Genomic DNA, 22,154 nt, shown 5'->3' with positions numbered 1-22,154 from the left:
TAGCGAAATAGTACCCTGGCCCTATCCACCACCGGGGTTGCCGACCACGCCCTGAAGGCCTCCCCCGCGGCGCTAACCGCCCGGTCTAGCTCTTCCCTGCTAGAGAGCGGGGTACTTGCTATGACCTCGCCGGTTGCCGGGTCGTAAACCGGCTCCGTTGACTCTGTGTCTTGGGCTGAAGAGCCATTTCCATCCTCCCACTCTCCCCCTATGAGATTCCTGACCTCTCTCATCTCTCCTCCTTATTCGTCTCGCGCCGTCCGGGTGATGTCCGTGGACCTTACCCGCGATCCTCTACCCCAGCCTGCAAGCGTTCCCCATTCCCACGCGAACCCCGGGAAGCGCCGGGAGTTTTTCGTACGTTTTCGTAGGGGACCATACCCACCCTCTCCTCCTGGAGCCCCGGCTCCTTGAAGCTCCCGGCATTGTTGCAGATGCCAGGGATGCCGGGCAAGTCGGTATAGAAACGGTATCGAGGAGAGGTTCATCTTCCGCAGCGGTCTCTACGCCGGGGCGTGCTCCGGGTTCTCCTACACGCGAATACACGCGAAGCGCGCCGCCGGACGTTACGGTCTGGATGCCGGGGACGTTCTCGTGAAACCCGCGAAGGAGACGAGCGTCTCCTGGACGCGTTATACGCAGGGCCCCACCCAAGAGCTTCCGCTCACATCGGGGAGGCAGACCACAGTCCAGCACAAAGTAATACGACGCACTATTTCGGCAAACGGTAAGCTGTTAAATTCATTTAGGCTCAATTATACGGCACAGTATCCGGAAGCAGTTCCCGCCCGGAACCGGCTCCGGCGACGTTCAACCACGGGAAACACTGGAGAGTAGGAGAGCGTGGAGAGCACGAAAACCCGTATCCCGGCGGTCTTTCTCATGCTCGCCCTCGTGGTGCTGTCCGCATCCTGTGGCGGGGGCTCGGGGGAGGCCGATTTCGAGACTACGAACGGCACCGCGGCGACCTCGAAAAGCGGAGAGGAGCGGGCCTCTAAGGCCTCTGGAGCCTCTGAAAGCGGGCTAACACCGGCGGAGGCGACCGTCGGTCCGGAGGAGAACTCGAGCATGCTGCCGGCGGGCGGCGGAGAGCCAGACCCGGCACAGCCGCCACCGGAGAACCCGCCGGAAGGCGTAAAGACGTATCCGGCAACGACGAACGGCCTCGTCGAGGGCGAGGTGGACTACGAGCGGACGCCGCCGACCAACGGAGACCACGGCCCGCTGTGGCAGAACTGCGGGTTCTATCCGGAGCCGGTGCGGGACGAGAACGCGGTCCACAGCCTGGATCACGGCGCGGTCTGGATCACCTACGGGCCGGATCTCCCGCAGCGGCAGGTGGATACCCTGCGCTCTTACTCGGACGAGGAGTATGTGCTCGTAAGCCCGTATCCGGATCAGCCCGCCCCGGTGACCGTGACCGCCTGGAGAAACCAACTCCGTCTCGAAGAGGCTGGCGACCCCCGACTCGATCAATTCGTCGAGCAGTTCCGTATTAGCCAGACGGCTCCGCTCTCCGGTAACGGCTGCTCCGGAGGCACGGGAAGCCCAGTCTGAACATTCCCTGGCGGTGGCACATCCTGACGGAGTGGGCTTATCTGTGCTGCCGGGCTCTTTCCGGGACTTTGTCGAGCTTTGTGGGACTTTACGGGAGGTTTGATCGGCCGTCTACACGCGCCCCGGGCCGGGTGATCCTTATCCTTCGCGCTCCTCCGGGCGTGGCTCGTGGCTCATGTCCGGTGCGCGCGTAAAGTCGTCCAGCCCGGAACCGGAGATCAACTCCGGCTCCGATACGTTATCCAGGGCCTCGTCTAGCTCCGCCTCGCTGCTCGCGCCGGACAGCCCGAGCCGGGTGGTTAGCATGTCCCCGAGCTCCTCGTCGGAGAGGTTTTCGACCTCGGAGGTCAGCTCGCTCATCCGCGCCTCACTAAGCTCGGCGGCCTCAAAGTCGTTGATCATGAGCGAGATCAACTTCCGCTCCCTCTTGCTCCGGTCGGCCATTAGCGGCCTCCTCCCTGTAAACGGACGTGAATAGCGTGGATGATGCGAATGGCCCGGATGAAACCGGGTGTACCTACCGGGCTCTCGGGCTAGGAGAGCTCTCCGGCGGCCTTGTCGGTCAGCCCTCTTACCTCCGCGTGGCGCAGCGGGGTCACCTCCGAGCCTGAGGTATGACACTCCGCGTCCAGATAGCCTTCTTCCACCAGGTCTATTAGCAGCCTGTGGGAAGAGGGCTTGTCGAGGCCGAAGTCGCTCCCCAGGCTCTCTACGGTGTCAGCGTCTAGCTTCACGTAGCCGCCCCCCGACGACTGGCCTCCCTGTGCCTCCTGCTGACGGCCCAGCCAACCGCGAACCGCCTGTAGCATCTGCTGTGTCTGGTGCTCGCTGAACTCCGTAAGTGCCATCGCCATCTCTCCTTCTACTCCAGGTACCCTGGGCTTGGCTGATCGTTTACTGATGCTTTACTGATTGTTAGTGGGTTCGGAGGCGGCGTCGGAAGAGGCCCAGTCCGGCGTGGTGCGGGCGGCCCAGGAGCCGTATGTACTGCTCCCGTCATGCCCTTCTTTTCGGCCCTGGGGCCTCTGCTCACCGTCCGGCTGCTGCTCCTGACCGTCTTGCCCCTCTTGACCTTCTTGGTCTTCTTGGTCTGAGTGCTCTCCTTCGTCCCGCTGCTGCTCGAACTCCTCCGCGCTGTCCGGGGACTGGTCGCCCGTGCCGCCCGGCAGCCGCTCTTCCAGGACCTCGACGAGATCGTCCATGTCCCGGCGGGTGGCGTTGCGGATGCCCTGGTAGAGGAGCGGGTTTATGCCGTAGCTCTCGTCGTAGTCATCCCCGTTCATGCCCTCGTAGAAGGTCCTTACCCGGATACCGTGCTGGAGGCCTTCCTCCTTGAGCGTCTCCTCGAGAGAGTGCATGTCGTCCCAGAGGCACCGGATCTCCCCGCCCGGCGCAAGGAAGTCCATGCCGTCCCTGAGGTAGAAGAGGTCGGTCAGGACGAACCCGGTCGAGCTCTTTATGTTCGCCGAAAAGTCGAAGCCTATGTTCTTCGCCGGACCGCCGCCGACGTTGCGCACGACGAGGTCTATCTCCGGCAGCCTCCGGTAATCGGCCTCGACGATGATCTGGGGCCGCCCGCCGGAGATCCTCTGCTCCCGCTGCTCGTCTATGGTGTATCTCTGGAGCTTCACGAGCCGCCAGTACAGGTAGGCGAAGATGAAGCCCACCAGAATGCTGGAGACGGTGGAGGCTATCTGGGTGATGGTCATTACGCTCAATGTGGTTCTTCCTCTGCTCTTCTTCTGCTCTTCTTTGCTCTGCGGTTCTATCTTCTGCGCTTCTATCTACTCTTGCCTGATCTTCCTTGCCCGGCTCTCTTATCGAGAGCTTATCGAGCTCGGAGAGCCGCATACTGGCCCAGTTTGCTCCCACTCCCGGTAAAGGCTCCTGTAAGGGACTGTACGGGAAATGCGCGTAAGTTCCTACCCCGAGGGGCTCCTGGCTCCGCGTTTTAGCTCCGTTAGCTCCGCTTGTTGAAGAGCGGCTCGAACTCCTCCGGGAGCTGGCGCTGGATGTCCGCGAGCTCGCCGCCGGTCACCGCCCGCGTGAGCTGCTCCATCACCGTGCTAGCGTGCTCCACGGCCGCGTCCGGCGAGGAGACCCCTTCCCGCTCGGCGACCCTCAGGTAGAACTCGTCCAGTGAGAAGGGCTCGGCCTCCTCCGACTGATTACCGGACTCTAGCTGTGTCTGTAGCTCGGCGGGCAACTGGGCCGCGAGGTTCTCCGCCTCTCCGCCGCTTATGCGCTCGCCGAGGGTGGACAGCGTTGCCTGGATGGCGAGCTCGGCGTCGCCCGGGGCCCGGGTCTGTATCTGCTCGTTTACCCGATTCACAAACTCCTGATACTGCACGTCCGCTCCTTTTCTCGTCTCTGCACTCTTAGCTCTGGTATTTAGGCCGTAGCTCTACTTTCCCCGCGCCACGGCGCAAGACCGCACTCCGCCGCGCACTCCGTGGCGGCCTCGCGTGGTCTTGCGCGGTCTCGCTAGCTGGAGATGGAGGCCGCCTCGTTGGAGAGCAGGCCGCCGAGGGCCTTGAGCTTCTCCTCTACGCCGGGACCGGCCGAGGTGCCCCTTTTATCCGCCACGGCCTGGACCTTGGAGCCGAGCTTGTTGAGCAGCTCGCCTACGGCTCCGGTATCCAGTCCGCCGTCGCCGACACCCTTGTCAAGCTCCTCACGGAGCTGGAGAAGATCCCGCGATATGTCCACGAGATCCTCCTCGCCGGAGGCTTCCAGCTTACGCTGCCAGCCGGAAACTTCAGCTATAGCCCTATCCAGCACCAGCTCTCTTACCCCGTTTCCGAGGTTCGTGAGCGTACTGTCGAGGTCCTGGGTACTTATCTGCGCTTCTGACATCTCTTCATCCTTTCTCTTATCGTCTTTCAGCCTCTATGCCACGTTGTAGCAACGTCTTTTCACCACCAGAGAGACCCCCGCCGGGGTACGCCGGGACCGGGGAGACGGCCTATCGCAACCCGACCGCTCTCCGGGAGGACACCCGACTCCAGGCCGGGGCCTCGGACGCCGCCAAGCCCCGCACCCTCGTCGGAGAGCGAGATCCACCGGCCACGAGGCCGCTCACGGTCCAGGCGTATCCGAGAGTGAAGGAGTCTCATCCGTCTACCGGCTCATCTTTTCCCGGTAACCCTCTAACGAAACCCTCTCTGGCTACGGCCCGGCTCCCGCGCCTTTCCCGAGCCTACCGTATCTCCCGAAAAATCTGATCAGAGCCTGCTCCCCTAACCCCCTAATCCGGGGGCGTGGGGCTGGTACGGCTCAGGGACATCCCCTCCTCGGAGAGCCATATGGAGCCAGAATGCTGGAGCTGGGCCCGGCGGTCACCACCGTCCGGCCACTCCCCGAGCGCCTCCTCGAGCACGCTGGTCTTGACCACCACCGAGCTACCCTCGACGAACCTGGTAAGCGACCTCTGCTGCTCCAGCGAGGCGTCCAGGCTCAGCCGCTCCTCCCAGTTGAAGGCGGCCCAGACCGAGCGTCCGTCCACGGGCTCTTCAGAGGCGAGCCGCTGGAGCTCCTCGGCCCGCTGCCCCGGCTTGGACACGTCCGCCAGCATCCGGAACCGCCCCTCTCCCTCCAGCCTCCGGGCCTCGAAGCCGTGCCGTTCGAGAGAGGACTTCAGCCGCTCGAGGCCGGTCCCCGAGGCACCGGCGTGGTACTTGATCAAGACCCCGCCACGGGCCTCACCGACCTTGAAAAACGCCGCATCCAGCCGGTGCATCAGGTCCACGCTCTGGGCGATGCCGAGCACGTTGTCCGGCACCTCGATAAAAGACCTCAGCCTGCCGGCCAGCGTCTCGGGCTGCTCGCCACGCTCCATGAACTCCTCCAGCGCCCCGCGCCGGATACGCCACAGTCGCCCGGCCTTGAAGCACGGCAGCCGGCCGTCCCGGCACCAGCGGTGTACCGTGACGTTTCCGACCCCCAGGTAAGCGGCGACCTCCCCCACCTCCAGTATCTCCTTGCTCTCCGATAATGCGCCCCGCAATGCGCCCCCTCTGGCAGCCCGGTCCACGCGATCCACCTTCCCGCCGCCTGCCACGACCTACGGATATACGACAAAACGATTACGACTAAGCTCTTGAGAGTATTTTAGTGTACTCTAGCGCACTTTTGGGTAAGAGGCAACACCGGCGCGAACGGCAGGGACTGAACACCGGCGCGAACGGCAGGGACTTTACGAGAGGAAGGTAATGCCCGAGAGGTCCGAGAGGCACGAGAGGTACGAAGAGGATGGTCCGCGCAGGCTGGTCATCGCCGACTACGTGCAGTACATAGCACTCGCCGTCGGCATATTGCTGCTCGTGGTGCTGGTGCGCCAGCTCGTGGGGGTGCTCTTGATCTTCCTCGCGGCGGCGATACTGGCCTACGTGCTCAACCCGGTCGTGAAGCGGCTGGAGGGCCGGAGGGTACCGAGGGTCGTGGCGGTGCTCGGGGTCTTCGCCGTACTGGGGACGGTGCTCGGCGTGGCGGGGCTGGCACTGGTCGTGCCGGCGGTCCGGCAGATACAGAGCCTCTTCAGCAACCCCCAGATCCTGGTGGACGGCGCCACGCAGCTCGTGGACCGCGCCCGGTCCATCCCGTACCTCGGGGATCAGATCGGCAGCCTCGACCGCCAGTCCTTGATGAGCCGCGCCCAGAAGGCGGCGCCCTCCGGGCAGACCGTCTCCAGGGCGCTCACCGGCTTCGTCGGCGGCGTGTTCGGCACGGTATTCAACCTTTTCCTGCTCGCGATCATCTCCATCTACCTGCTCGTGGACCGCGAGAGGGTGACGGGCGCGGCGCTCTGGGCGCTGCCGGAGACCGTGCGCGACCAGACCGTACAGATGCTGGAGGTGGTCGAGCAGCGTTTCGTCAAGTTCATCAAGGGTCAGCTCCTCCTGTGCCTGCTCATGGGGGTCATAGGGTGGGCGATAGTGCAGTTCACCATCGGAAGCTACGCCATAGCGCTCGGCCTCTGGGTCGGGCTCATGGAGTTTATACCCGTGATCGGGGCATTCCTCGGGGCCGTGCCGGCGGTCGCGGTGGCGTTGCTCGTGAGCCCGGTCCAGGCCCTCGTGGTGGCCGCCCTCTTTCTCGTGGCCCAGCAGATAGAGGGCAACATCCTCGTCCCGAAGGTGATCGGCGACTCCGTGAACGTCCATCCCCTTTGGGTGCTCTTCGGCGTGATGGCCGCCTCCACCCTCTACGGCATCGTCGGAGCCCTCTTCGCCCTGCCCGCCATAGCCATAATCTCCGCCGCCCTCGGCTACCTGAGACAGACCTTGCTCTTCGAGCCGTGGCGTAAACCCCCGGTCTCGAAGGCCGGCACACCGGCCGGGAGAGGGGACCGGGGCACGCCGCAGACTCCCCCGCAAGCCCGCGACGGCGGCCCCGAGCGCCCCCCGGAGACCGGTTCCGAGCCTGCGCCGACCTTCCCGGGAGACCGCCGTGGCGAGATCGGCGGGCAAAGCGGACGAGACCGCCGGGAATGATGCCGAAAAGAATTTTAGAGCACTTTGGTTTAATGAAGCGCACTCTAGGGTACTCTTGGTTTCGTAAGCAAACCTCGTAAGGAGGAAACATGGTTGGCGGAACCGATAACACCGGCCTCAGCGATCGGGTATACAACCTCATCAGCGTGCTCAATCGCGCGGCCGAGGGCGGCTACACGTACGCCCAGTACATAGACGACGCCGAGAAGGAAGGCGACACCGAGCTGGCGCAGTTCTTCCGGGAGTCCCAGCAGCAGGACGCCGAGAGGGCGCAGAGGGCGAAGTCCCTCCTGGGCCAGCGCTAGGCTCTAGCCAGGCTGTACGGGGGAGGCGGAAGCCCGCTTCCCCCTGCGCGGCGGACGCTAGTGCGGGCGCTCAAAGCCTTGCACGGAAGGAGTTGAGGCATGACGAACCCGTTTAGAGGATTCTTCGACAGCATAAGCGAGAACAACCGGGCCGTGGAGAACTGGATGAGCGGTCCCCATCCGGGGGAGGTACAGAAAGAGCGGGGCCACGCCGACGCCTGGACACCGGAGTTGGACGTGGTCTCGGAAGGCTCGGACCTGGTGATGCTGGTCGACCTTCCCGGAGTCAGGGAGGACGGCATAGACCTCTCGCTGTCGGATGGTATTCTCACGATATCCGGGCAGAAGAGCTCGCGCGACACTAGCGGGGAGTACTACGCCCGGGAGCGCCGCTTCGGCTACTTCAGGAGGAGCGTGACGCTGCCGCATGGTGTGCGGGCGGACGGCGTCGAGACTTCCCTGGAGAACGGGGTACTTGAGATCTCGGTCCGGGATTACGCCACGCTCTCCGAGCCACAAAGCGTCAAGGTTGGGAACAACCAGAGCTAGGACTCTCCGGCGGCCCCGACCACGAGGCACGCCAGCAAATCCAGCACATCCGGCGCATCCGGCACGATAAGCGGTGCTACACGGTGCGGAGCTGTGTAGTGAGATGATGCGGTAAACACCACCTTTTAGAGAGACCGGGTTCGCATGGCCGCCTCGAAATCGGCGCAGCAGATACTAGAGACCGTCATACAGGACGGCAAGAACGAGTTGGATCGGGCGAGCGCCGGTCTGGCGGTTAGCGGTTTTGCTGCGGGTCTCAACGTCTCTTTCGCCACGGTCGCCCTCGCCATCGTCGCCTCCCTGACGGGCGGGGTGGGCCTCGCGGCATACGCCGTGTATCCACTGGGGTTCCTGATCGTCATCCTCGGCAGGTCGCAGCTCTTTACCGAGAACACCGTAACGCCGGTAACGGTGGTACTGGCCCAGTCCCGGCGGCTGCCGAACATGCTCAGGCTGTGGGCCATTGTATTTATCTTCAACGTCCTAGGCACCCTCGTGTTCGCGGTGGTCGCGTACTACGGGAAGCTCCTCAGCTCGGGCGGCATGGAGTACCTGCTGGAATACGTCTCGAGCAAAAACGCCTACGGCTTCTGGACAACCGGCGTGAAGGCCGTCTTCGGGGGCTGGCTGGTGGCGTTGATAGCCTGGCTCGTGGCGGCCTCCCAGGACACGATCTCCCAGATCTTCTTCGTCTCGGCGCTCTCGGCGCTAATACCGGCGGCAGGGCTGACTCACTGCATCGCGGGCTCTTCGGCGGTGCTGATGGGGGTCTTCTCGGGCGACGTGAGCGTCGCGGAGTACCTCGGCGGCTTCATGCTGCCCACGACGATCGGTAACATAGTAGGCGGCCTCGTGCTGGTAACCCTGCTGAACTACGGGCAGGTCGCGGGCTCCAAGGTAACCACCCGCCTATCGAAGGTTACGGCCTCGGAGGGCGCGGACGAGTAGAGAGACCGGATAGGCTAGATAGGCTCTCCCGTTTACGGTCTACGTGAGGCTCTATCAGAGACGACGAGCCGGGGTAAACAAGGTTGCTCAGCAGAGCGGGAGAAGGGCCAGCCTACTCGCCCAGCTCGTTTATATCTTCCGTCGTGTGGTCCACGAGCCAGAGCTTGCTCAGGCCATCCTGCCAGACGGTTCCTCTGCTCCCGGTCTCGCGATACTCCCAGACGTCGTAGCCCCTCTCGGCCAGGAACCCCGCCGCCTGCCAGACCGTCTCCGTCTCGCTTTCCTCCTCCAGCTCGTTTCTGAAGTGGGCGTCCCAGATTTCCTGCGCCGTAAGCCCCTGTAGCTCCCCCACGCCCTTTCTGCCCATAGCACCCCCCGAGTCTGACCGCGGGCCAAGCATAGCCCTTACTTACAGAGATTATAGAGATTCTACTACGAGGGCCTGGCCTCCAGGCTCGCGTGTCTTGGCGCGCTCCTCCGTGAGAGCCGGCCAGGATATCCGGCGGATTCACCCGGCATCCAGAAGTTCCCGGACCGGCTCCCGGATCGAACGGAGATTTCGAGCAGGAGGCGGAAAAGCCTCCTTACCCTCCCTATGCTACAGCCCGGTGATGAAGATCACGGGGTTCATGATGGAAGAGTAGGCGCTGTGCAGCAGGCCCCTGGAGTGCCCCATCTCGTGTGCGACGACCCGCGCGAAATCCTGTGGTCCGGCGCCCAGGTTATTCAACAGGCACTGGTTGACGATCACCTTGCCATAAGTCTGGTACCCGTCGGAGAACCAGTTATAGGTACCGACCGAGCCTCCACCGAAGCAGGAGTAGACCACCGGCACGTACCCGTCGCTATCGATCCCGGCCGAGCCGGTGCTCGCCTCGGCTTTACCCACCGTCAATGCCACCACGAGAGCCATGCAAAGACCCACGATGCAGACCCTCACGGCACGGACGGCACGGGCGTCACGGCCCATCCACCTTTCCATTAATTTTCCCCCTCCTGGTCTCGCTCTCCCGCGCCTGCCGGAGCACCGGTGGCACGGAACGACTATTACTACAGTCGGGAACCATATATTAATCGGGTTCCGATCGCCAGCGGCCCGTACCGGATAGCGAGTTATTCAGAGTTATTCAGAGTTATTCATCTTGCGGCTACGCCCTATATGAAGGGTCTGGAGAAGTTCTACCCGCAAGGGCTTTGAGAGCGGGAGCTTTGATGATAACTTTGTGACCGATGATCTCGTTCCTGCGCACGATGTTCGACAAGAAGCCCAAGGTCCCGGACCCGGGCCAGAGGGTACTGCTACTCGAAAACGAAGAGTGGCGCGTGGGCTACAGGGCGGTCTCCGAGCCGATCACCGCCGAGACGGGGGAGATCGTGATCCTGGTCGCCGGGGAGGAGGAGTTCCGGGCGGCCCGCTGGGACAATCGCCTCGCCGACGGCAAGCCCTGGCCGGTCTCCCGGATGACGGTGCCCCGGCGCGACGAGCAGCGCGCCAGACGTAAAGCCCGGCGGGACGCGCGCCGTGGGGCCCGGAATGGACGCAAGTTAGAGAGCCCAGAGAAAAACCGGTAGCCCTGATCCTGGCCCAGGTGTCAGAACCTTTCTCCTACAATGTACGACCATTGCCGTGAAATACGACTCTGGCCCGGGAGCGGGTTGAGCAAGCCAGCGACTCCCCCCTCTTAGCTCCCGGGGGGCGTCTTTGGTTGCATAGGCTCGGGCTGGATCGGCTACGGTAGGAGCGGGCTTCGAAAAGGCTCTCCATGAGGCGCCGAAAAGCGGCTATAGGCACGGCTGGATCAGGCCTCCCCGCCCCTTCACCTTTCCGGCACCGGGAAGGTGCGCAGGACCGGCAGTTCGCGAGGGTGGGGAGCACGACACGGCCAACAGCCGCCACCGGCGGCCCGGCTCTAACCGCTTGAATTTCGATGACCGGCTGTTAGGATTGCGAGGCGCTGGCAGGTACCAGGGCCCGTAGCTCAGTTGGGAGAGCGCCGCCTTCGCATGGCGGAGGCCGGGGGTTCGAGTCCCCCCGGGTCCACTTCAGGCCGGTTATTCCGTAGGGTCCTCGCCGGACTTCTCCCTCTCCGCCCAGTTTCTACGCCGACCCGCGTAGTACTCGTCGTCCCGGGCGAGCACGTACTTCTCGTAGAAGATGCGAGCCGCCGCGGCCTTCTCACCGTCCAGGGCACCCTCGTCCTGGGGTCTTACCTTTTTAGACTCCTCCTCGTACTTGCGGCCCGAGCGGTGGTTCGCGTAGCGCCGGGCCCGGGTGTAGCCCATCTGTAGAAACTTGCGAGCCATGTCCATACCGACGAAGTCACCGGCTTCCCGGTACTCAAGGAATATGGCGTATATCTTCTCCGAAGATTCACGGGCTATCCCGGGGGTCTTGAAGCGCCAGTGCGGGAGGATCTCGGACTTGTAGGGCTCCACGAGGAGGACGCCCTGCTCGCCTCTACCCGTCTTGTAGAGCTCCGGCCTCTTCCGGAAATCCGTGTTCTCGAAGTCCAGCCCGTAGTCGAACTCACCCTCGACGCCCACTCCAAACCTCCATCCTCCGGGTCCTCTATGCCGCCTCTTCCAGCTCCCGGCGCAGACGGCCGCCGAGCAGCCCGAGCAGGGCCTCCTCTTCTTCCGTAAGCCCCTCCTGCTCGGCGGCTATGACCTCCTCCACCCGGTCGGCACCGCGCGCTATCACGGAGCCTTCGAGGTAGTGGTCTATGAGGCGCGGGCTCACGTAGGAAGCCCGGGCGATGTCGCGGGTGTTGCCGAGTCTCTCTGCGGCCTCGTCGACCGCGGCGAGCACGTTCTTCTGGGCCGCCTTCTCGTCCTCGGCGGCCCCGAGCTCGGAGAGCTTTACGGCGGCGACCAGGGTGCCCGCCCAGGTGCGAAAATCCTTTGGCGAGAACTCCTCGCCCACGACCCGCTTTACATAGGCGCTGAGGTCCCTGGACTTCACGTCCCGGACCTCCCCTTCTCCAGTGCGGTACTTGAAGACCTCGTTGCCGGGCAGGGCCACGCACTCCTCGACGACGGTCCTCAGACGCCGGTCGGTCACGGCCTGACGCCGGACCCGGCCCCACTTGCCGGAGTACTCGAAGATTATGGTGTCTCCGTCTATGGTGAGATGACGCTCGCGCAGGGTCGCGATGCCATAGGTGCCATTCTTGGCGTAGCGCTCGTCCCCGACCCGGAAGTAGGCCACGTTCATGAGCCGCGTCATCGCGGCCAGCACCTTCTCCCGGTCCGGCCCCTCGCGGCGGAGGTGGGCGCTGGTGGTCTGTCGCATCCCGGGCAGGGCGTCGGCGAAGCGTAGCACCCGCTCGAACTTCTCCCGCTCTTTCTGCTCCCGGTAGCTGGCGCTGTACTGATACTGTAGCCTGCCGCTCGTGTCGTAGCCGACGGCCTGCACCCTGGCGCCGGGGCTCTTCGCTATCCGGGCCTGCCGCCAGGCCGGGGGGACCTTCAGACCCTGTATGCGCTCCAGGGTCCGCCCGTCACGCACGGTCTCGTTCATCTGGACGTAGCGGTAGAAGAAACCACTCTCCTTGGTGCCGAGCCGCCGGATACCAGTGCGGAAGAGCACGTGTTCCCCCGCCTTCTGCGCTTTCTGCGCCATCCTCGCTTCCGTGCTCCTTCCGCAAACCGTTTGCACCGCCCGTCCCGCATGTCCTGAGCGGGTTGTTCTGGTTCTTCTAGATATTCCAGGTTATGCAGCCGGATCCCTTGCGGTCCCGTAAGAGCGGCCACAACCCGGCGATTTCCTGTCGAACGCCGATGAAAGGCCGGTGGGGGCGGCTAACCCAGGGCCACGTCGAGGGTCATCATCACGGCGAAGCCGAACATCAGGGACATCGCCGCTATGTCCGGGCTGCCGCGCTTGGCCTCCGGTATCAGCTCCTCGGCGACGACGAAGATCATGGCCCCGGCCGCGAACGCGAGGGCGTAGGGCAGTATCGGCTGCGCCACGACCACGGCGACCGCCCCCACGACCGCGGCTATCGGCTCGACGATCCCGGACATCTGCCCGAAGAAGAAGCTCTTGCCCGGCGACATCCCCTCGCGTCTCAGGGGCATGGAGACCGCCGTCCCCTCGGGGAAGTTCTGGAGCCCGATCCCGATGGCCAGGGCGATGGCCCCGCCCAGCGTGGCCGCCGGCACGCCCGCCCCGAGCCCGACCCCGACCGCCCCGAAGGCGACCCCGATGGCGAGTCCTTCGGGTATATTGTGCAGCGTAATCGCCGAAACGAGCAGCACGCTGCGGCGCCAGTGCGTCTCCACCCCCTCGGCCTCGGTTATCGAGAGCCCGGGATGCAAGTGCGGTAGAACGCGGTCCAGCAGCCGCAAGAAGACGCCGCCTAGCAAGAACCCGATGAGCGGCGGCACGTACTCCGGCAACGACCCTGCGCCCGAGAGCTCGATGGCCGGGGCGAGCAGCGACCAGAAGCTGGCCGCGATCATGACCCCCGCCGCGAAGCCGAGCATCCCGTCCAGCAGCTTGCGGGGTACCTTCTTCGTGCCCAGTACCAACGCCGCTCCGAGGGCCGTCATGCCCCAGGTGAAGACCCCGGCGAGCAGAGCCTGCAAGACCGGCGGCATGCCCGCCAAAAACTCACTCATCCCGGCCCCCCGACGCACCCGGCCACCAACGCACCCGGCCCGCAGATCCGTCCAACCGGCTCAAGTTGTCCCGCACCTGTTGCACGCTTCTCCGCCGCCGCGACCATCCGAGTAACAATCGGCCCTGGATCACGTAACAAGCCTCCCAACTAGATAAAGTAAATATTTTAGCCTAGGCTAAAATAAAACGCAGCCGAGGCTCTTTGTCAAGCCGGGCCCACTACGCCCAGGCGGGTGAGGGAGTTTCCGGGACGAGCCCGGGCCGGGCTCTGTGTGTAGCTCTATTTCGGGCTCAGGTGAGCAGGAACACGACGAGCCCTCCCAGGGTTCCGGCCAGCGCGCCGGAGGCTATCTGTCCGGGGGTGTGGCGTCCGGTCGCGGTCCTTGCCCACCACACGGGCGGTAGCAGGAGCACGGCGGAAAGGCCCCAGGGGCCGAAGGCGTGGGCCAGGGCGATGGCCGCGCCGCAGACGGCGGCGGCGTGGAGCGATATCTCCTCTTCTGGGACCAGGATCGCCAGCAGGGTAACGAGCGTCGCGTGCACGAGCACCACAGAGCCGAGGCCGAACGGGACGCCCAGCAGGGTGAGGAGCGCCCACGCCAGGAGGTACTGCGCCGCCACGACACGCACCGGCCGCAAGGCCCCGCCCCGTGAGAGACGCGCCGGGTCGCCGAGCCTCACGTTACGGCGCAGGTAGCCTAGATACGCGGTGGAGAGCCCGGAGGTCAGTAGCAGGCACAGCGCGGCCCAAAGCGTCCCCGCAAGAGCAGACTCCGCCCCCGCTACCCCGAGCGCGAGGAACAGCGGCGCGGAGATCACGGGCATCCGGGTGGCGTTCGAGAAGATCCAGACGAACCAGACGCTTTGGACGAGTGCTCCGGGGCTCACGTCCGGCGGATTGTACAATGCCGCCCATGAGCACAGCCACCACTACCGTAAGAGACGTAGCCCGCGCCGTGGAGCGCGTGGCCCCGCCGTCGCTGGCCGAGAGCTGGGATAACTGCGGCCTGCAGGTCGGAGACCCGGACGCCGGGGTAAGCCGCGCGCTGGTCGCGCTCACCCCACTGGAAGAGGTCTTCGAGGAGGCGGAACAAAGAGGCGCGGACTTTCTGCTCTTCCACCATCCCCTGATCTTCGGCGGGCTACACTCGGTGGACACCGGGAGGTATCCGGGCGGCCTGATCTCCCGCGCCATAAAGAGCGGCGTCGCGGTCTACGCCGCGCACACCAGCTACGACTCCGCCCCGGACGGGGTCTCGGTCGCGCTCGCCCGCACCCTCGGACTAGAAGGACCACTGGACGTGATCTCGGCCCGCGGCGGGCTGCGAAAGCTCGTGGTCTTCGTCCCCGAGGAGGCGCTCGGCAGCGTTTCAGAGGCGCTCGACAGGGGCGGGGCGGGCGTGATCGGGGACTACACCCGCTGCACGTTCCGCACGCCGGGCACGGGGACCTTCCTGCCGGGCGAGGCCTCGGAGCCGTACTCCGGTGAGCGCGGCAGGCTCCAGCACGAGAGCGAGATCCGCCTCGAAACCGTCGTCGCAGCCCACGATGCCCCCCGCGCCCTGAAACTAGCCCGTAAAGCCCACCCCTACGAGGAGATGGCCTACGACCTCTACCCCGTCGACGGCCGCCCCGAGGGCTGCGGCCTCGGGCGCGTGGGGGAGTTGCCGGAGCCGCTATCTCCCCGGGAGCTAACGGAGCGCGTCTCGGCGTCTTTAGGCTTCGAGGCCCGGTTGGTGGCCGATCCCGGCGTTCGAGAGATCCGGCGCGTAGCCGTGCTCGGGGGTTCGGGCGGCTCGTTCCTCGGCGAGGTGGCGGCCTCGGGAGCGGATGCCTACGTCACCGGAGATCTCAGCTACCACCACGCACTGGACGCGGAGCACCTCGGTCTCGCCGCGATAGACGCCGGTCACGGACCGAGCGAGTTCCCCGCGCTGGCCCCACTCGCCGAGCGACTCGGGGAGATGGTAGACGTGCCGGTGGAGGTTAGCCGGGTGCGGCGCTAGCTCTGTCAGGTCCGCTCTCACGGCCGCCCTCACACCCGCGACACCGAAGCTTACTCGTCCTTTAGCCGCAGGTACTCGTCCACGCGGAGCTTGAAGGTGGTCGCATGCTCTGCGCCCCCGGAGTCCACCACCACGAGACCGAGCTTTGGCGTCCCCGTACATCCGGCGTCCTGGAGCCTGCTGGAGAGCTCCTTGGCCCGCATCCAGAGAGTCGCGGAGCCGTCTGGCGGTATCTCTCGTGGGAGCCCGCCCCTATCATTCTCCTCGCCACTCCCTCCACTCCCGTCGCCGCCAAGCTCGCCCGTGAGATCCAACACGGCACCCCGCCCGGCCCGCAGGTAGATCCTCTCGGCAACCGCAGCCTCAGGGCCCGGGTTGTATACCGTAAACAGCACGTAGAGCGGCGAGACGTCGCCGTTTTTCAGGGGGAAAGCGCCAAGCGACTGCTCCGGCCGCAGCCTCCCCGCGCCACGCCGCCCGAATAAACCCAGGATGCCCGAGACCATACCGGGATTCTACGCCACGCGAGGGAGTCTCGGAACTCCCTGAGAACGCTTTCGCTTAAACGGTCTCCGGCACGGGTTATCCTGCGCGAAGAGTTTGGCATTGTAAGGAGGGAGACGCGGTGAACGCCGAGCAAGGGGCCTCCGGCGAGGTGCTCGTAAAGATACACAAGCACCTGCGGTACGCCTTCGTCTTGCTGGGGCCGGATGCAGGGTCCACCAGGAAACGTATAGACCAGGCGCAGTACGAGATAGAGCGGCGCCTCGGGCGACGGCCGATGCTCCTCGAAGGCGAGTGCCCGAGCAAGCCCGCCTTAGAGCACCTCCTGGAGGCAGATGCCCTCGCGGGAGAGCACCTCGGACCCGGGAAGCGGGCCAGGAAGATAAGGCGCTCGATCCACGAGGCTCTCTCCGAGGGCGACCACGAGATAGACAGGATCGACAGAATCTAGCACCGAGAGCCACCTGGTTTGGTCCGCGGAGCGGTTAGACATCCCGAAGGTCCGGGGGTTAACATCCCGCGGGTGTCCGCCCTCCTAAAGTCCGTGGTCTCCATGTCGGTGGCTACGGCGCTATCCAGAATCACGGGCTTTCTGCGTACCATGACCCAGGCGGCGACGCTCGGGACCGGGGTGGTGGCGAACGCCTACACCTTCTCGAACACGCTGCCGAATCAGGTGTACGAGCTGTTCATGGGCGGGCTACTCTCGTCAATCTTCATCCCCATCCTGGTCGAGCGCCTCACCAACAACGGAGAGGAAGACGCCCGCCGGTTGGTGGGCGCGCTGCTCACCCTGATCCTGCCGGTGCTGACCGCCGTGGTGGCCGCCGGGGTCGTCTTCGCCCGGCCCATAGTCAGCTTCACGACGGGCTGGAGCGGCGCGACGGGCGGGGAGACGACGGAGCTCGCGGTGCTCTTGTTCAGGATCTTCGCGGTTCAGATACTCTTCTACGGCCTCGGGGCGCTCGGGATAGGTATCCTGAACTCCCACCGGTATTTCTTCCTACCGGCCATAGCCCCGGTGCTGAACAACCTGGTCGTGATCGCCGCCTTCGGCGGCTACGCGCTCCTGGCCCCGGAGAGGCTTGAGGCCGCGATCCTGCTCCTCGCCTGGGGCACGACCCTCGGGGTCGCGCTGATGGGCGCGGTCCTCGTGCCGACGGCGTACCGGCTCGGATACCGGCCCCGCCTCAGGCTCGGGCATCCGGCACTCGGCACGGCAGCCCGGCTCGCGGGGCCCATGTTCGTGTTCGTGGCGGCCTCGGTCGGGGTACAGCTCTTCGCCTACTACCTCGCGACCCGCTTCAACGCGGCCCCGGACCTGCAGTACGCCTTCGTGGTCTTCCAGCTGCCGTACGGGATCTTCATCGTCTCCATAGCGATGGCCCTGATGCCGGACCTCTCGGAACGCTTCGCCCGGGGCGATGTGGGAGGCTACCGCCAGACGCTCTCCTCCGGCATCAGGACCGCCTCGTTCATCTCGGTCCCGGCGGCGGTCGGCATGGCCACCCTTTCCGTGCCGGCGATCGGGCTTCTGTACCAGCGCGGGGACTTCGACCTCGGGGATACACGGTTGGTGGCGGCCATACTCGCATCCTACTCCTTCGGACTCGTGGGCTACTCTGCCTACTTCGTGCTCGCCCGCTCGTTCTACGCCCGCCAGAACACCCTGACGCCGGCGGCGATCAACGCCGGCCTGCTCGCGCTGTACGTGGCCTCGGCGGTCTCGCTCTCCGCCCTGTTCGGCATCCGGGGCGTCGCCCTGGCGTTCACCGTCTCCTACGGTGCGACCGCCCTCGTCCTGCTGGCGGCGATGCGGCGTGAGGTCGGGGGCGTGGACGGACGCCGGCTTGCCTCCTCCCTGCTGCGAATAGGGCTGGCCGGGGCGGTTATGTATGCCGTCGCCTCGGCCGGGACGACCTTGCTGGGAGAAGGCTTCGAGACCCTCCAGTACGCGCTCACCCTGTTGCTCGTCGGCGCCGTGTCCCTCGCGGCCTATCTCGCAGCGGCCCTGATGCTGAGGATCGAGGAGCTGCGCTCCGTGGCCGCGCTACTAAGACGAAGGTCCTCTTCGGAGGCCGGTAACCAGGAGTAGTGCACCATCGGATACCGCCTCGTGGCCCGCACCCCTCGGCGATAAGAATGGAAGCATGAGAGAAGCACCCTGACCGTCACGCGACCGGACGACTCTCCGATAAAACGTAGCCGTCAAAGCCTCGGAGCCTCGGAGACCAGGAGAATGTTAGAGAAGACCACGACCCGTCTGCTCGACCGGGTGCAAAAACCCCGACGCTCCGGTGAATAACGGGCTCGCGTGGTATCCCCATTTTATATTCCATCAGGTGAGACGCATGAGCCGTGAGATAGAAATGCCAACAGACAGAGCGGGCGACAGGGAAGACAACAAAAAAGACGGGCGGGCACCCGGAGGCACCCACCCGCCAGAACTACCCGGAGACGCCGCCAGAAGGCGACGCCCCCGTGGTCCGGGACGCTTTCTTAGGCCCCTTAGGTAACGTCCTTCGCGCCGACGTAGCCCCAGTACTGCCCTATCGGAGTCTCGGTCACGCCGACGCCGTGCTTGGCGCTCACGACCGTGCCCTCGCCGGTGGCGATGCCGACGTTCGAGATGCCGCCGTAGCCGTCGGTGAAGAAGACCAGGTCGCCGGCCCCGGCGTTCGAGGCGGAACCATAACCATACTGCGCGGCGGGGCTATCCGGCAAGGATACGCCGAACTGCGACATGACGCTCATGGTAAGGCCCGAGCAATCCACACCATAAGGGGTAGCCGCCGAAGCGCCACCGAAGACGTAGGGAGTGCCGATCCAGCTCCTCGCCTCCTGTACGATCTGCTGATCCGTGGCCGTCTGAGCCTCGGCTTCCTCGGAAGACCCTAGCAAAAGAGCCACCGACAGAAGCATCGCGGTTGCAACGAGCACCGCTAAACGTGTTACAGCAACATTCTGCATCTATGCCCCTCCAGACATACGTTAACCAACAGGCGAAGAGGATAGAGCATAAAGCCCGCTCTGTCCGAGCACCAGGTTATTTTTTTCACGTCGCGTCGTGTAAGAGGCGGTCTTTAGGGCTCGCCGCATCCGCCTCTGATGGATGGGCGTCGAGGGAGCCCTACACCCTGGCTCCCGGCCTACGTATGTTCCGAGACGGGCAAAATAGTAAGCTAGCAAAGTTCTCGGCGCAGCGGCGTATCGCCTATGGCGTCCAGTATGCTTTCCGAGATACCGCCGTTACGCGCCGACCTTTGATCCACCATAGCCTCCCTTCCACCTACTCCGGGGTAACGTACGCCCCGGAGAGCCCGCCGTCCACCATGAAGGTCGAGGAGGTGATGTAGGAGGACTCGTCAGAGGCCAGGAAGAGGGCGGCGTTGGCGATCTCCACGGCCTCCGCAAAACGGCCCATGGGCAGGTGAACCATTCTGCGGGCGGCCTTCTCCGGGTCATTGGCAAAGAGCTCCTCCAGGAGCGGGGTGCTGACCGGCCCGGGGCACAGGGCGTTGACCCTTATGCCCTCGCGGGCGAACTCCACCCCCAGCTCGCGGCTCATGGAGAGGACGCCGCCCTTGGAGGCGGTGTAGGAGATCTGGGACGTGGCGGCGCCCATCACCGAGACGAACGAGGCGGTGTTTATGACCGATCCGCCGCCCCTCTCCCGCAGGTACGGTATCCCGTACTTGCAGCACAGGTATACGGACTTCAGGTTCACGTCCTGCACCCGCTGCCAGACCTCGTAGTCCGTGTTCAGGATGGACTCGTCGTCGGTCGGGGAGATTCCGGCGTTGTTGAAGAGGACGTCTATGCCGCCGGAGCCCTCGGCGGCCTCCCGGTACATCCGCTGCACGTCCTCGGGAGCGGTGACGTCGGCGTGTATGTAGGAGCCGCCGACCTCCGCGGCGGCGTCCTTGCCCGCTCCGTGGTCCAGGTCGACCACGTACACGCTCGCCCCCTCCTCGGCGAAGCGCCGGGCGCTCTCGCGGCCTATGCCGCCCGCTCCGCCGGTTATTACCGCGACCTTGTCCTGCAGGCGTCCGGGCATGGCTAGTCCTCCTCCGTCTTGAAGTAGACGCTCTTTGGCTCGGAGTATTGCTCCAGGGCGTGCGGGCCGAGCTCGCGCCCGACGCCGGACTGCTTGAATCCGCCGAAGGGCGTAGAGACCCGTACGGAGGTGTTGGAGTTTATAGAGAGCACGCCGCTGTCTATGCCGCGGGCCATCCGCATCGCCCGCGCACCGTCGCGGGTCCAGATCGAGCCGGAGAGACCGTAGATCGTGTCGTTTGCGAGCCTTAGAGCCTCCTCCTCGCCCTCAAACGGGATGACCACGGCGACGGGGCCGAAGATCTCCTCCCTCGCGGCCCGGTCGGAGATGCTCACCGGCGAGAGCACCGTCGGCGCGAACCAGAAGCCCTTGCCTCCGGGCGCTGAGCCCTGGGCCGCCACCGGCGCGCCCTCCGGGACGAACGAGGCGACCTTCTCGCGGTGCTCGGCGGAGATGAGCGGCCCTATCTGGGTGTCCTCGCTCATGGGATCGCCCACCCGCAGGGCCTCTACCGACTCCTTGAGATACGAGAGGAATTCATCGTAGACGCCCCTCTCCACCAGGATGCGCGAGCGGGCGCAGCAGTCCTGTCCGGCGTTCTCGAACACGGCGAACGGCGCGGAGGCCGCGGCGGCCTCGAGGTCGGCGTCGGCGAAGACGACGTTCGCCGACTTGCCGCCGAGCTCCAGCGTCACCCGCTTAATGGTGCCGGCAGCGGCGGACATGATCCCCTTCCCCACGCCGGTTGAGCCGGTAAAGGCGATCTTGGCCACGTCCGGGTGCTCGGCGAGGGTCTGGCCAACCGTGCTGCCGGGTCCGACGACCACGTTTATCACGCCCTCGGGGATGCCGGCTTCGAGGGCGATGCGCTCGAACTCCAGCGCGGTTAGCGGTGTGATCTCGGCCGGCTTCAACACCAGGGTGTTGCCGGCGGCGAGCGCCGGGGCCATCTTCCAGCTGGCGATGGTCAAAGGGAAGTTCCATGGCACTATGAGCCCGACCACGCCCAGGGGCTCCCGGAAGGTCATGGTCACGCCGCCGGGGACGGGGATGGTGTCGCCGAGCAGGCGCTCCGGGGCCGCAGCGTAGTAGTGGAACGTCTCCGCGACCATCCCCATCTCGGCGCGGGCGTCGGAGATGGGCTTACCGGTGTTCCTCGACTCCAGAAGCGCCAGACCCTCCTGCTCGTCGTCCAGGGCCGCGGCCAGCCGCCGGAGCATGCGGGCCCGCTCGTCCGGGGCGACGGCGCTCCATTTCGGAAAAGCCTCGTTCGCCCGGGCGACGGCCCTGTTCGCCTCCTCTTCGGAGGCGGGCTCCAGCCTGCGCAGCACCTCCTCGGTTGCGGGGTTAACGACCTCCAGCACTTTTCACCTCCGTAGACTCTTTTAGCTCCATGACTTTCGAGACCAGCGCCTCTATGACGCGGCTATTCTCGTCCTCCTCTGGGTGCCAGAGGACGCCGAGGAAGAACGGCTTCTCCGGGTCCTCTATAGCCTCCACCGCGCCGTCTTCGGGGTCTTTGCCGGTAACCACGAGGCCGGGGCCGGCCTCGCGCACCCCCTGATGGTGGTGGGACTTGACGGGCGTGGTCTCCCCTCCGACGGCGCGGGCGGCGAGCGAGCCGGGCTCCAGGCCGACCTCGTGGTCGGAGAAGATGCCGCGGGTCACGCGGTGGCCCTCGTGGCCGAGTACGTCCGGCAGGTGTTGCTCGACGGAGCCGCCATAGACGACGTTTAGCATCTGCATGCCCCGACAGACGCCGAGTGTGAGGTCGCCACGCTGTCTCGCGGCCCGGGCCAGCGAGAGCTCGTAGGCGTCGCGCTCCTCCTGCACGGGCCCGGCCTCCGGGTGCGGTTCCTGGCCGTAGAGCGCGGGGTCGAGGTCGCCCGCACCGCCGGTAATTATCACGGCGTCGAGGAGATCCAGAAGCTCGCCCGGGTCTCGGGTGTCTTCCGGATCGGGGCACAGGAGAACCGGGCGTCCTCCGGCCCGCTGCACCGCCCGCACGTAGCCCGCCGGGCTCATGACGGCGGGTACATCCTCCCAGGCACCGTAGCTTACGGTCTCGGTCGCGGCGGTGATGCCGATGTTCGGTCTTGCACTTCTCACGGG

General features: G+C 65.3%; 27 protein-coding genes and 1 tRNA gene. 10 read left to right on the top strand and 18 right to left on the bottom strand.

The genetic code is table 11. From position 1 onward, the window contains the following. On the bottom strand, nt 1–233 hold a 233-nt coding region (locus ABD53_RS16675), incomplete at its 3' end, for an aldehyde dehydrogenase family protein (protein WP_152670778.1). Between the two features lie 610 nt (nt 234–843). Here ABD53_RS16675 and ABD53_RS13235 point away from each other — a divergent pair. After that, the gene (locus ABD53_RS13235; protein WP_053058066.1) at nt 844–1,557 is read left to right on the top strand and encodes a DUF3105 domain-containing protein; all 714 of its coding nucleotides are present in this window, start codon (nt 844–846) and stop codon (nt 1,555–1,557) included. A 138-nt stretch (nt 1,558–1,695) separates the two neighbouring features. On the opposite strand, the gene ABD53_RS13230 is transcribed toward ABD53_RS13235, so the two are convergent. The 6 genes from ABD53_RS13230 to ABD53_RS16145 form a co-directional block, all read right to left on the bottom strand. Then, the gene (locus ABD53_RS13230) at nt 1,696–2,001 is read right to left on the bottom strand and encodes a hypothetical protein (protein ID WP_047866282.1); all 306 of its coding nucleotides are present in this window, start codon (nt 1,999–2,001) and stop codon (nt 1,696–1,698) included. Between the two features lie 89 nt (nt 2,002–2,090). Continuing rightward, the gene (locus ABD53_RS13225) at nt 2,091–2,411 is read right to left on the bottom strand and encodes a hypothetical protein (RefSeq protein ID WP_160309695.1); all 321 of its coding nucleotides are present in this window, start codon (nt 2,409–2,411) and stop codon (nt 2,091–2,093) included. A gap of 51 nt (nt 2,412–2,462) precedes the next feature. Next, complete coding sequence (locus ABD53_RS13220; RefSeq protein ID WP_152670777.1) at nt 2,463–3,275, bottom strand: hypothetical protein; 813 nt, start codon at nt 3,273–3,275, stop codon at nt 2,463–2,465. 242 nt (nt 3,276–3,517) lie between these two features. After that, on the bottom strand, nt 3,518–3,907 hold the full coding sequence (locus ABD53_RS13215) for a DUF2267 domain-containing protein (protein ID WP_047866279.1): 390 nt from the start codon (nt 3,905–3,907) through the stop codon (nt 3,518–3,520). A 134-nt stretch (nt 3,908–4,041) separates the two neighbouring features. Next, complete coding sequence (locus ABD53_RS13210) at nt 4,042–4,413, bottom strand: hypothetical protein (RefSeq protein WP_047866278.1); 372 nt, start codon at nt 4,411–4,413, stop codon at nt 4,042–4,044. Nucleotides 4,414–4,804: 391 nt separating this feature from the next. Continuing rightward, the gene (locus ABD53_RS16145; RefSeq protein ID WP_053058065.1) at nt 4,805–5,563 is read right to left on the bottom strand and encodes a helix-turn-helix domain-containing protein; all 759 of its coding nucleotides are present in this window, start codon (nt 5,561–5,563) and stop codon (nt 4,805–4,807) included. Between the two features lie 205 nt (nt 5,564–5,768). Between ABD53_RS16145 and ABD53_RS13200 the strand changes: the two genes are divergently transcribed. The 4 genes from ABD53_RS13200 to ABD53_RS13185 all read left to right on the top strand — a co-directional run bounded on the left by ABD53_RS13200 (nt 5,769) and on the right by ABD53_RS13185 (nt 8,851). After that, nucleotides 5,769–7,049: an AI-2E family transporter gene (locus tag ABD53_RS13200; protein WP_047866277.1), complete on the top strand. Its 1,281-nt coding sequence runs from the start codon at nt 5,769–5,771 to the stop codon at nt 7,047–7,049. An 89-nt stretch (nt 7,050–7,138) separates the two neighbouring features. After that, nucleotides 7,139–7,354 (top strand): hypothetical protein, encoded by a 216-nt coding sequence (locus tag ABD53_RS13195; protein ID WP_047866276.1) that lies wholly within the window; start codon nt 7,139–7,141, stop codon nt 7,352–7,354. Between the two features lie 99 nt (nt 7,355–7,453). Next, nucleotides 7,454–7,903 (top strand): Hsp20/alpha crystallin family protein, encoded by a 450-nt coding sequence (locus ABD53_RS13190; protein ID WP_047866275.1) that lies wholly within the window; start codon nt 7,454–7,456, stop codon nt 7,901–7,903. A gap of 144 nt (nt 7,904–8,047) precedes the next feature. Next, nucleotides 8,048–8,851, top strand: coding sequence for a formate/nitrite transporter family protein (locus tag ABD53_RS13185; RefSeq protein WP_053058064.1), 804 nt, complete (start codon nt 8,048–8,050; stop codon nt 8,849–8,851). A gap of 112 nt (nt 8,852–8,963) precedes the next feature. Here the strand turns inward: ABD53_RS13185 and ABD53_RS13180 are convergent, their stop codons facing one another. Both ABD53_RS13180 and ABD53_RS13175 read right to left on the bottom strand, forming a co-directional pair. Beyond that, complete coding sequence (locus tag ABD53_RS13180; protein ID WP_047866274.1) at nt 8,964–9,218, bottom strand: hypothetical protein; 255 nt, start codon at nt 9,216–9,218, stop codon at nt 8,964–8,966. A gap of 231 nt (nt 9,219–9,449) precedes the next feature. Next, nucleotides 9,450–9,833 (bottom strand): matrixin family metalloprotease, encoded by a 384-nt coding sequence (locus tag ABD53_RS13175; RefSeq protein WP_152670776.1) that lies wholly within the window; start codon nt 9,831–9,833, stop codon nt 9,450–9,452. 248 nt (nt 9,834–10,081) lie between these two features. Here ABD53_RS13175 and ABD53_RS13170 point away from each other — a divergent pair, with 248 nt between their 5' ends. Together ABD53_RS13170 and ABD53_RS13165 are read left to right on the top strand one after the other, a co-directional pair. Then, the gene (locus tag ABD53_RS13170; protein WP_047866272.1) at nt 10,082–10,423 is read left to right on the top strand and encodes a hypothetical protein; all 342 of its coding nucleotides are present in this window, start codon (nt 10,082–10,084) and stop codon (nt 10,421–10,423) included. Between the two features lie 396 nt (nt 10,424–10,819). Further along, a tRNA-Ala gene (locus ABD53_RS13165) sits at nt 10,820–10,892 on the top strand. A gap of 11 nt (nt 10,893–10,903) precedes the next feature. Here the strand turns inward: ABD53_RS13165 and ABD53_RS13160 are convergent. The 4 genes from ABD53_RS13160 to ABD53_RS16140 form a co-directional block, all read right to left on the bottom strand. Continuing rightward, on the bottom strand, nt 10,904–11,395 hold the full coding sequence (locus tag ABD53_RS13160) for a DUF4385 domain-containing protein (protein WP_047866271.1): 492 nt from the start codon (nt 11,393–11,395) through the stop codon (nt 10,904–10,906). Nucleotides 11,396–11,420: 25 nt separating this feature from the next. Next, on the bottom strand, nt 11,421–12,473 hold the full coding sequence (locus ABD53_RS13155) for a DNA topoisomerase IB (RefSeq protein ID WP_047866270.1): 1,053 nt from the start codon (nt 12,471–12,473) through the stop codon (nt 11,421–11,423). A gap of 179 nt (nt 12,474–12,652) precedes the next feature. Beyond that, nucleotides 12,653–13,474 (bottom strand): ZIP family metal transporter, encoded by an 822-nt coding sequence (locus tag ABD53_RS13150; protein ID WP_047866269.1) that lies wholly within the window; start codon nt 13,472–13,474, stop codon nt 12,653–12,655. Between the two features lie 292 nt (nt 13,475–13,766). Then, the gene (locus ABD53_RS16140; protein ID WP_152670775.1) at nt 13,767–14,363 is read right to left on the bottom strand and encodes a hypothetical protein; all 597 of its coding nucleotides are present in this window, start codon (nt 14,361–14,363) and stop codon (nt 13,767–13,769) included. Between the two features lie 26 nt (nt 14,364–14,389). On the opposite strand from ABD53_RS16140, the gene ABD53_RS13140 reads away from it, so the two are divergent. Further along, a complete protein-coding gene (locus ABD53_RS13140) occupies nt 14,390–15,481 on the top strand; it encodes a Nif3-like dinuclear metal center hexameric protein (RefSeq protein ID WP_047866292.1) in 1,092 nt (363 codons plus the stop codon). A gap of 50 nt (nt 15,482–15,531) precedes the next feature. Here the strand turns inward: ABD53_RS13140 and ABD53_RS13135 are convergent, their stop codons facing one another. Then, nucleotides 15,532–15,987, bottom strand: a complete 456-nt coding sequence (locus tag ABD53_RS13135; protein WP_047866268.1) for a hypothetical protein — start codon at nt 15,985–15,987, stop codon at nt 15,532–15,534. Nucleotides 15,988–16,106: 119 nt separating this feature from the next. Between ABD53_RS13135 and ABD53_RS13130 the strand changes: the two genes are divergently transcribed. Together ABD53_RS13130 and murJ are read left to right on the top strand one after the other, a co-directional pair. After that, nucleotides 16,107–16,436 (top strand): hypothetical protein, encoded by a 330-nt coding sequence (locus tag ABD53_RS13130; protein WP_047866267.1) that lies wholly within the window; start codon nt 16,107–16,109, stop codon nt 16,434–16,436. A gap of 72 nt (nt 16,437–16,508) precedes the next feature. Next, on the top strand, nt 16,509–18,080 hold the full coding sequence (gene murJ / locus ABD53_RS13125; RefSeq protein WP_152670774.1) for a murein biosynthesis integral membrane protein MurJ: 1,572 nt from the start codon (nt 16,509–16,511) through the stop codon (nt 18,078–18,080). Between the two features lie 413 nt (nt 18,081–18,493). Here the strand turns inward: murJ and ABD53_RS13120 are convergent, their stop codons facing one another. The 4 genes from ABD53_RS13120 to ABD53_RS13105 form a co-directional block, all read right to left on the bottom strand. After that, nucleotides 18,494–18,955, bottom strand: a complete 462-nt coding sequence (locus tag ABD53_RS13120) for a C40 family peptidase (protein ID WP_084709665.1) — start codon at nt 18,953–18,955, stop codon at nt 18,494–18,496. Between the two features lie 319 nt (nt 18,956–19,274). Then, nucleotides 19,275–20,042, bottom strand: coding sequence for a 3-oxoacyl-ACP reductase (locus ABD53_RS13115; protein ID WP_047866265.1), 768 nt, complete (start codon nt 20,040–20,042; stop codon nt 19,275–19,277). 2 nt (nt 20,043–20,044) lie between these two features. After that, complete coding sequence (locus ABD53_RS13110; RefSeq protein ID WP_047866264.1) at nt 20,045–21,406, bottom strand: aldehyde dehydrogenase family protein; 1,362 nt, start codon at nt 21,404–21,406, stop codon at nt 20,045–20,047. Continuing rightward, nucleotides 21,390–22,151, bottom strand: a complete 762-nt coding sequence (locus tag ABD53_RS13105) for a gamma-glutamyl-gamma-aminobutyrate hydrolase family protein (protein WP_235401617.1) — start codon at nt 22,149–22,151, stop codon at nt 21,390–21,392. The genes ABD53_RS13110 and ABD53_RS13105 overlap by 17 nt, the downstream gene beginning before the upstream one ends. Between the last annotated feature and the right edge of the window lie 3 nt (nt 22,152–22,154).

The sequence above is a fragment of the Rubrobacter aplysinae genome, assembly GCF_001029505.1.
In the GTDB taxonomy this organism is placed as follows: Bacteria; Actinomycetota; Rubrobacteria; order Rubrobacterales; family Rubrobacteraceae; genus Rubrobacter_A; species Rubrobacter_A aplysinae.
The sequence above is the reverse complement of the archived record's forward strand: the minus strand, read 5'-3'. Positions and strand labels throughout refer to the sequence as shown.

Bases quoted from the DNA above. Each gene is read 5' to 3' on its own strand.
- ABD53_RS13230 (WP_047866282.1), bottom strand. From the start codon at position 2,001: ATGGCCGACCGGAGCAAGAGGGAGCGGAAGTTGATCTCGCTCATGATC.
- ABD53_RS13225 (WP_160309695.1), bottom strand. From the start codon at position 2,411: ATGGCGATGGCACTTACGGAGTTCAGCGAGCACCAGACACAGCAGATG.
- ABD53_RS13210 (WP_047866278.1), bottom strand. From the start codon at position 4,413: ATGTCAGAAGCGCAGATAAGTACCCAGGACCTCGACAGTACGCTCACG.
- ABD53_RS13200 (WP_047866277.1), top strand. From the start codon at position 5,769: ATGCCCGAGAGGTCCGAGAGGCACGAGAGGTACGAAGAGGATGGTCCG.
- ABD53_RS13195 (WP_047866276.1), top strand. From the start codon at position 7,139: ATGGTTGGCGGAACCGATAACACCGGCCTCAGCGATCGGGTATACAAC.
- ABD53_RS13190 (WP_047866275.1), top strand. From the start codon at position 7,454: ATGACGAACCCGTTTAGAGGATTCTTCGACAGCATAAGCGAGAACAAC.
- ABD53_RS13185 (WP_053058064.1), top strand. From the start codon at position 8,048: ATGGCCGCCTCGAAATCGGCGCAGCAGATACTAGAGACCGTCATACAG.
- ABD53_RS13180 (WP_047866274.1), bottom strand. From the start codon at position 9,218: ATGGGCAGAAAGGGCGTGGGGGAGCTACAGGGGCTTACGGCGCAGGAA.
- ABD53_RS13175 (WP_152670776.1), bottom strand. From the start codon at position 9,833: ATGGAAAGGTGGATGGGCCGTGACGCCCGTGCCGTCCGTGCCGTGAGG.
- ABD53_RS13170 (WP_047866272.1), top strand. From the start codon at position 10,082: ATGATCTCGTTCCTGCGCACGATGTTCGACAAGAAGCCCAAGGTCCCG.
- ABD53_RS13155 (WP_047866270.1), bottom strand. From the start codon at position 12,473: ATGGCGCAGAAAGCGCAGAAGGCGGGGGAACACGTGCTCTTCCGCACT.
- ABD53_RS13150 (WP_047866269.1), bottom strand. From the start codon at position 13,474: ATGAGTGAGTTTTTGGCGGGCATGCCGCCGGTCTTGCAGGCTCTGCTC.
- ABD53_RS13140 (WP_047866292.1), top strand. From the start codon at position 14,390: ATGAGCACAGCCACCACTACCGTAAGAGACGTAGCCCGCGCCGTGGAG.
- ABD53_RS13135 (WP_047866268.1), bottom strand. From the start codon at position 15,987: ATGGTCTCGGGCATCCTGGGTTTATTCGGGCGGCGTGGCGCGGGGAGG.
- ABD53_RS13120 (WP_084709665.1), bottom strand. From the start codon at position 18,955: ATGCAGAATGTTGCTGTAACACGTTTAGCGGTGCTCGTTGCAACCGCG.
- ABD53_RS13115 (WP_047866265.1), bottom strand. From the start codon at position 20,042: ATGCCCGGACGCCTGCAGGACAAGGTCGCGGTAATAACCGGCGGAGCG.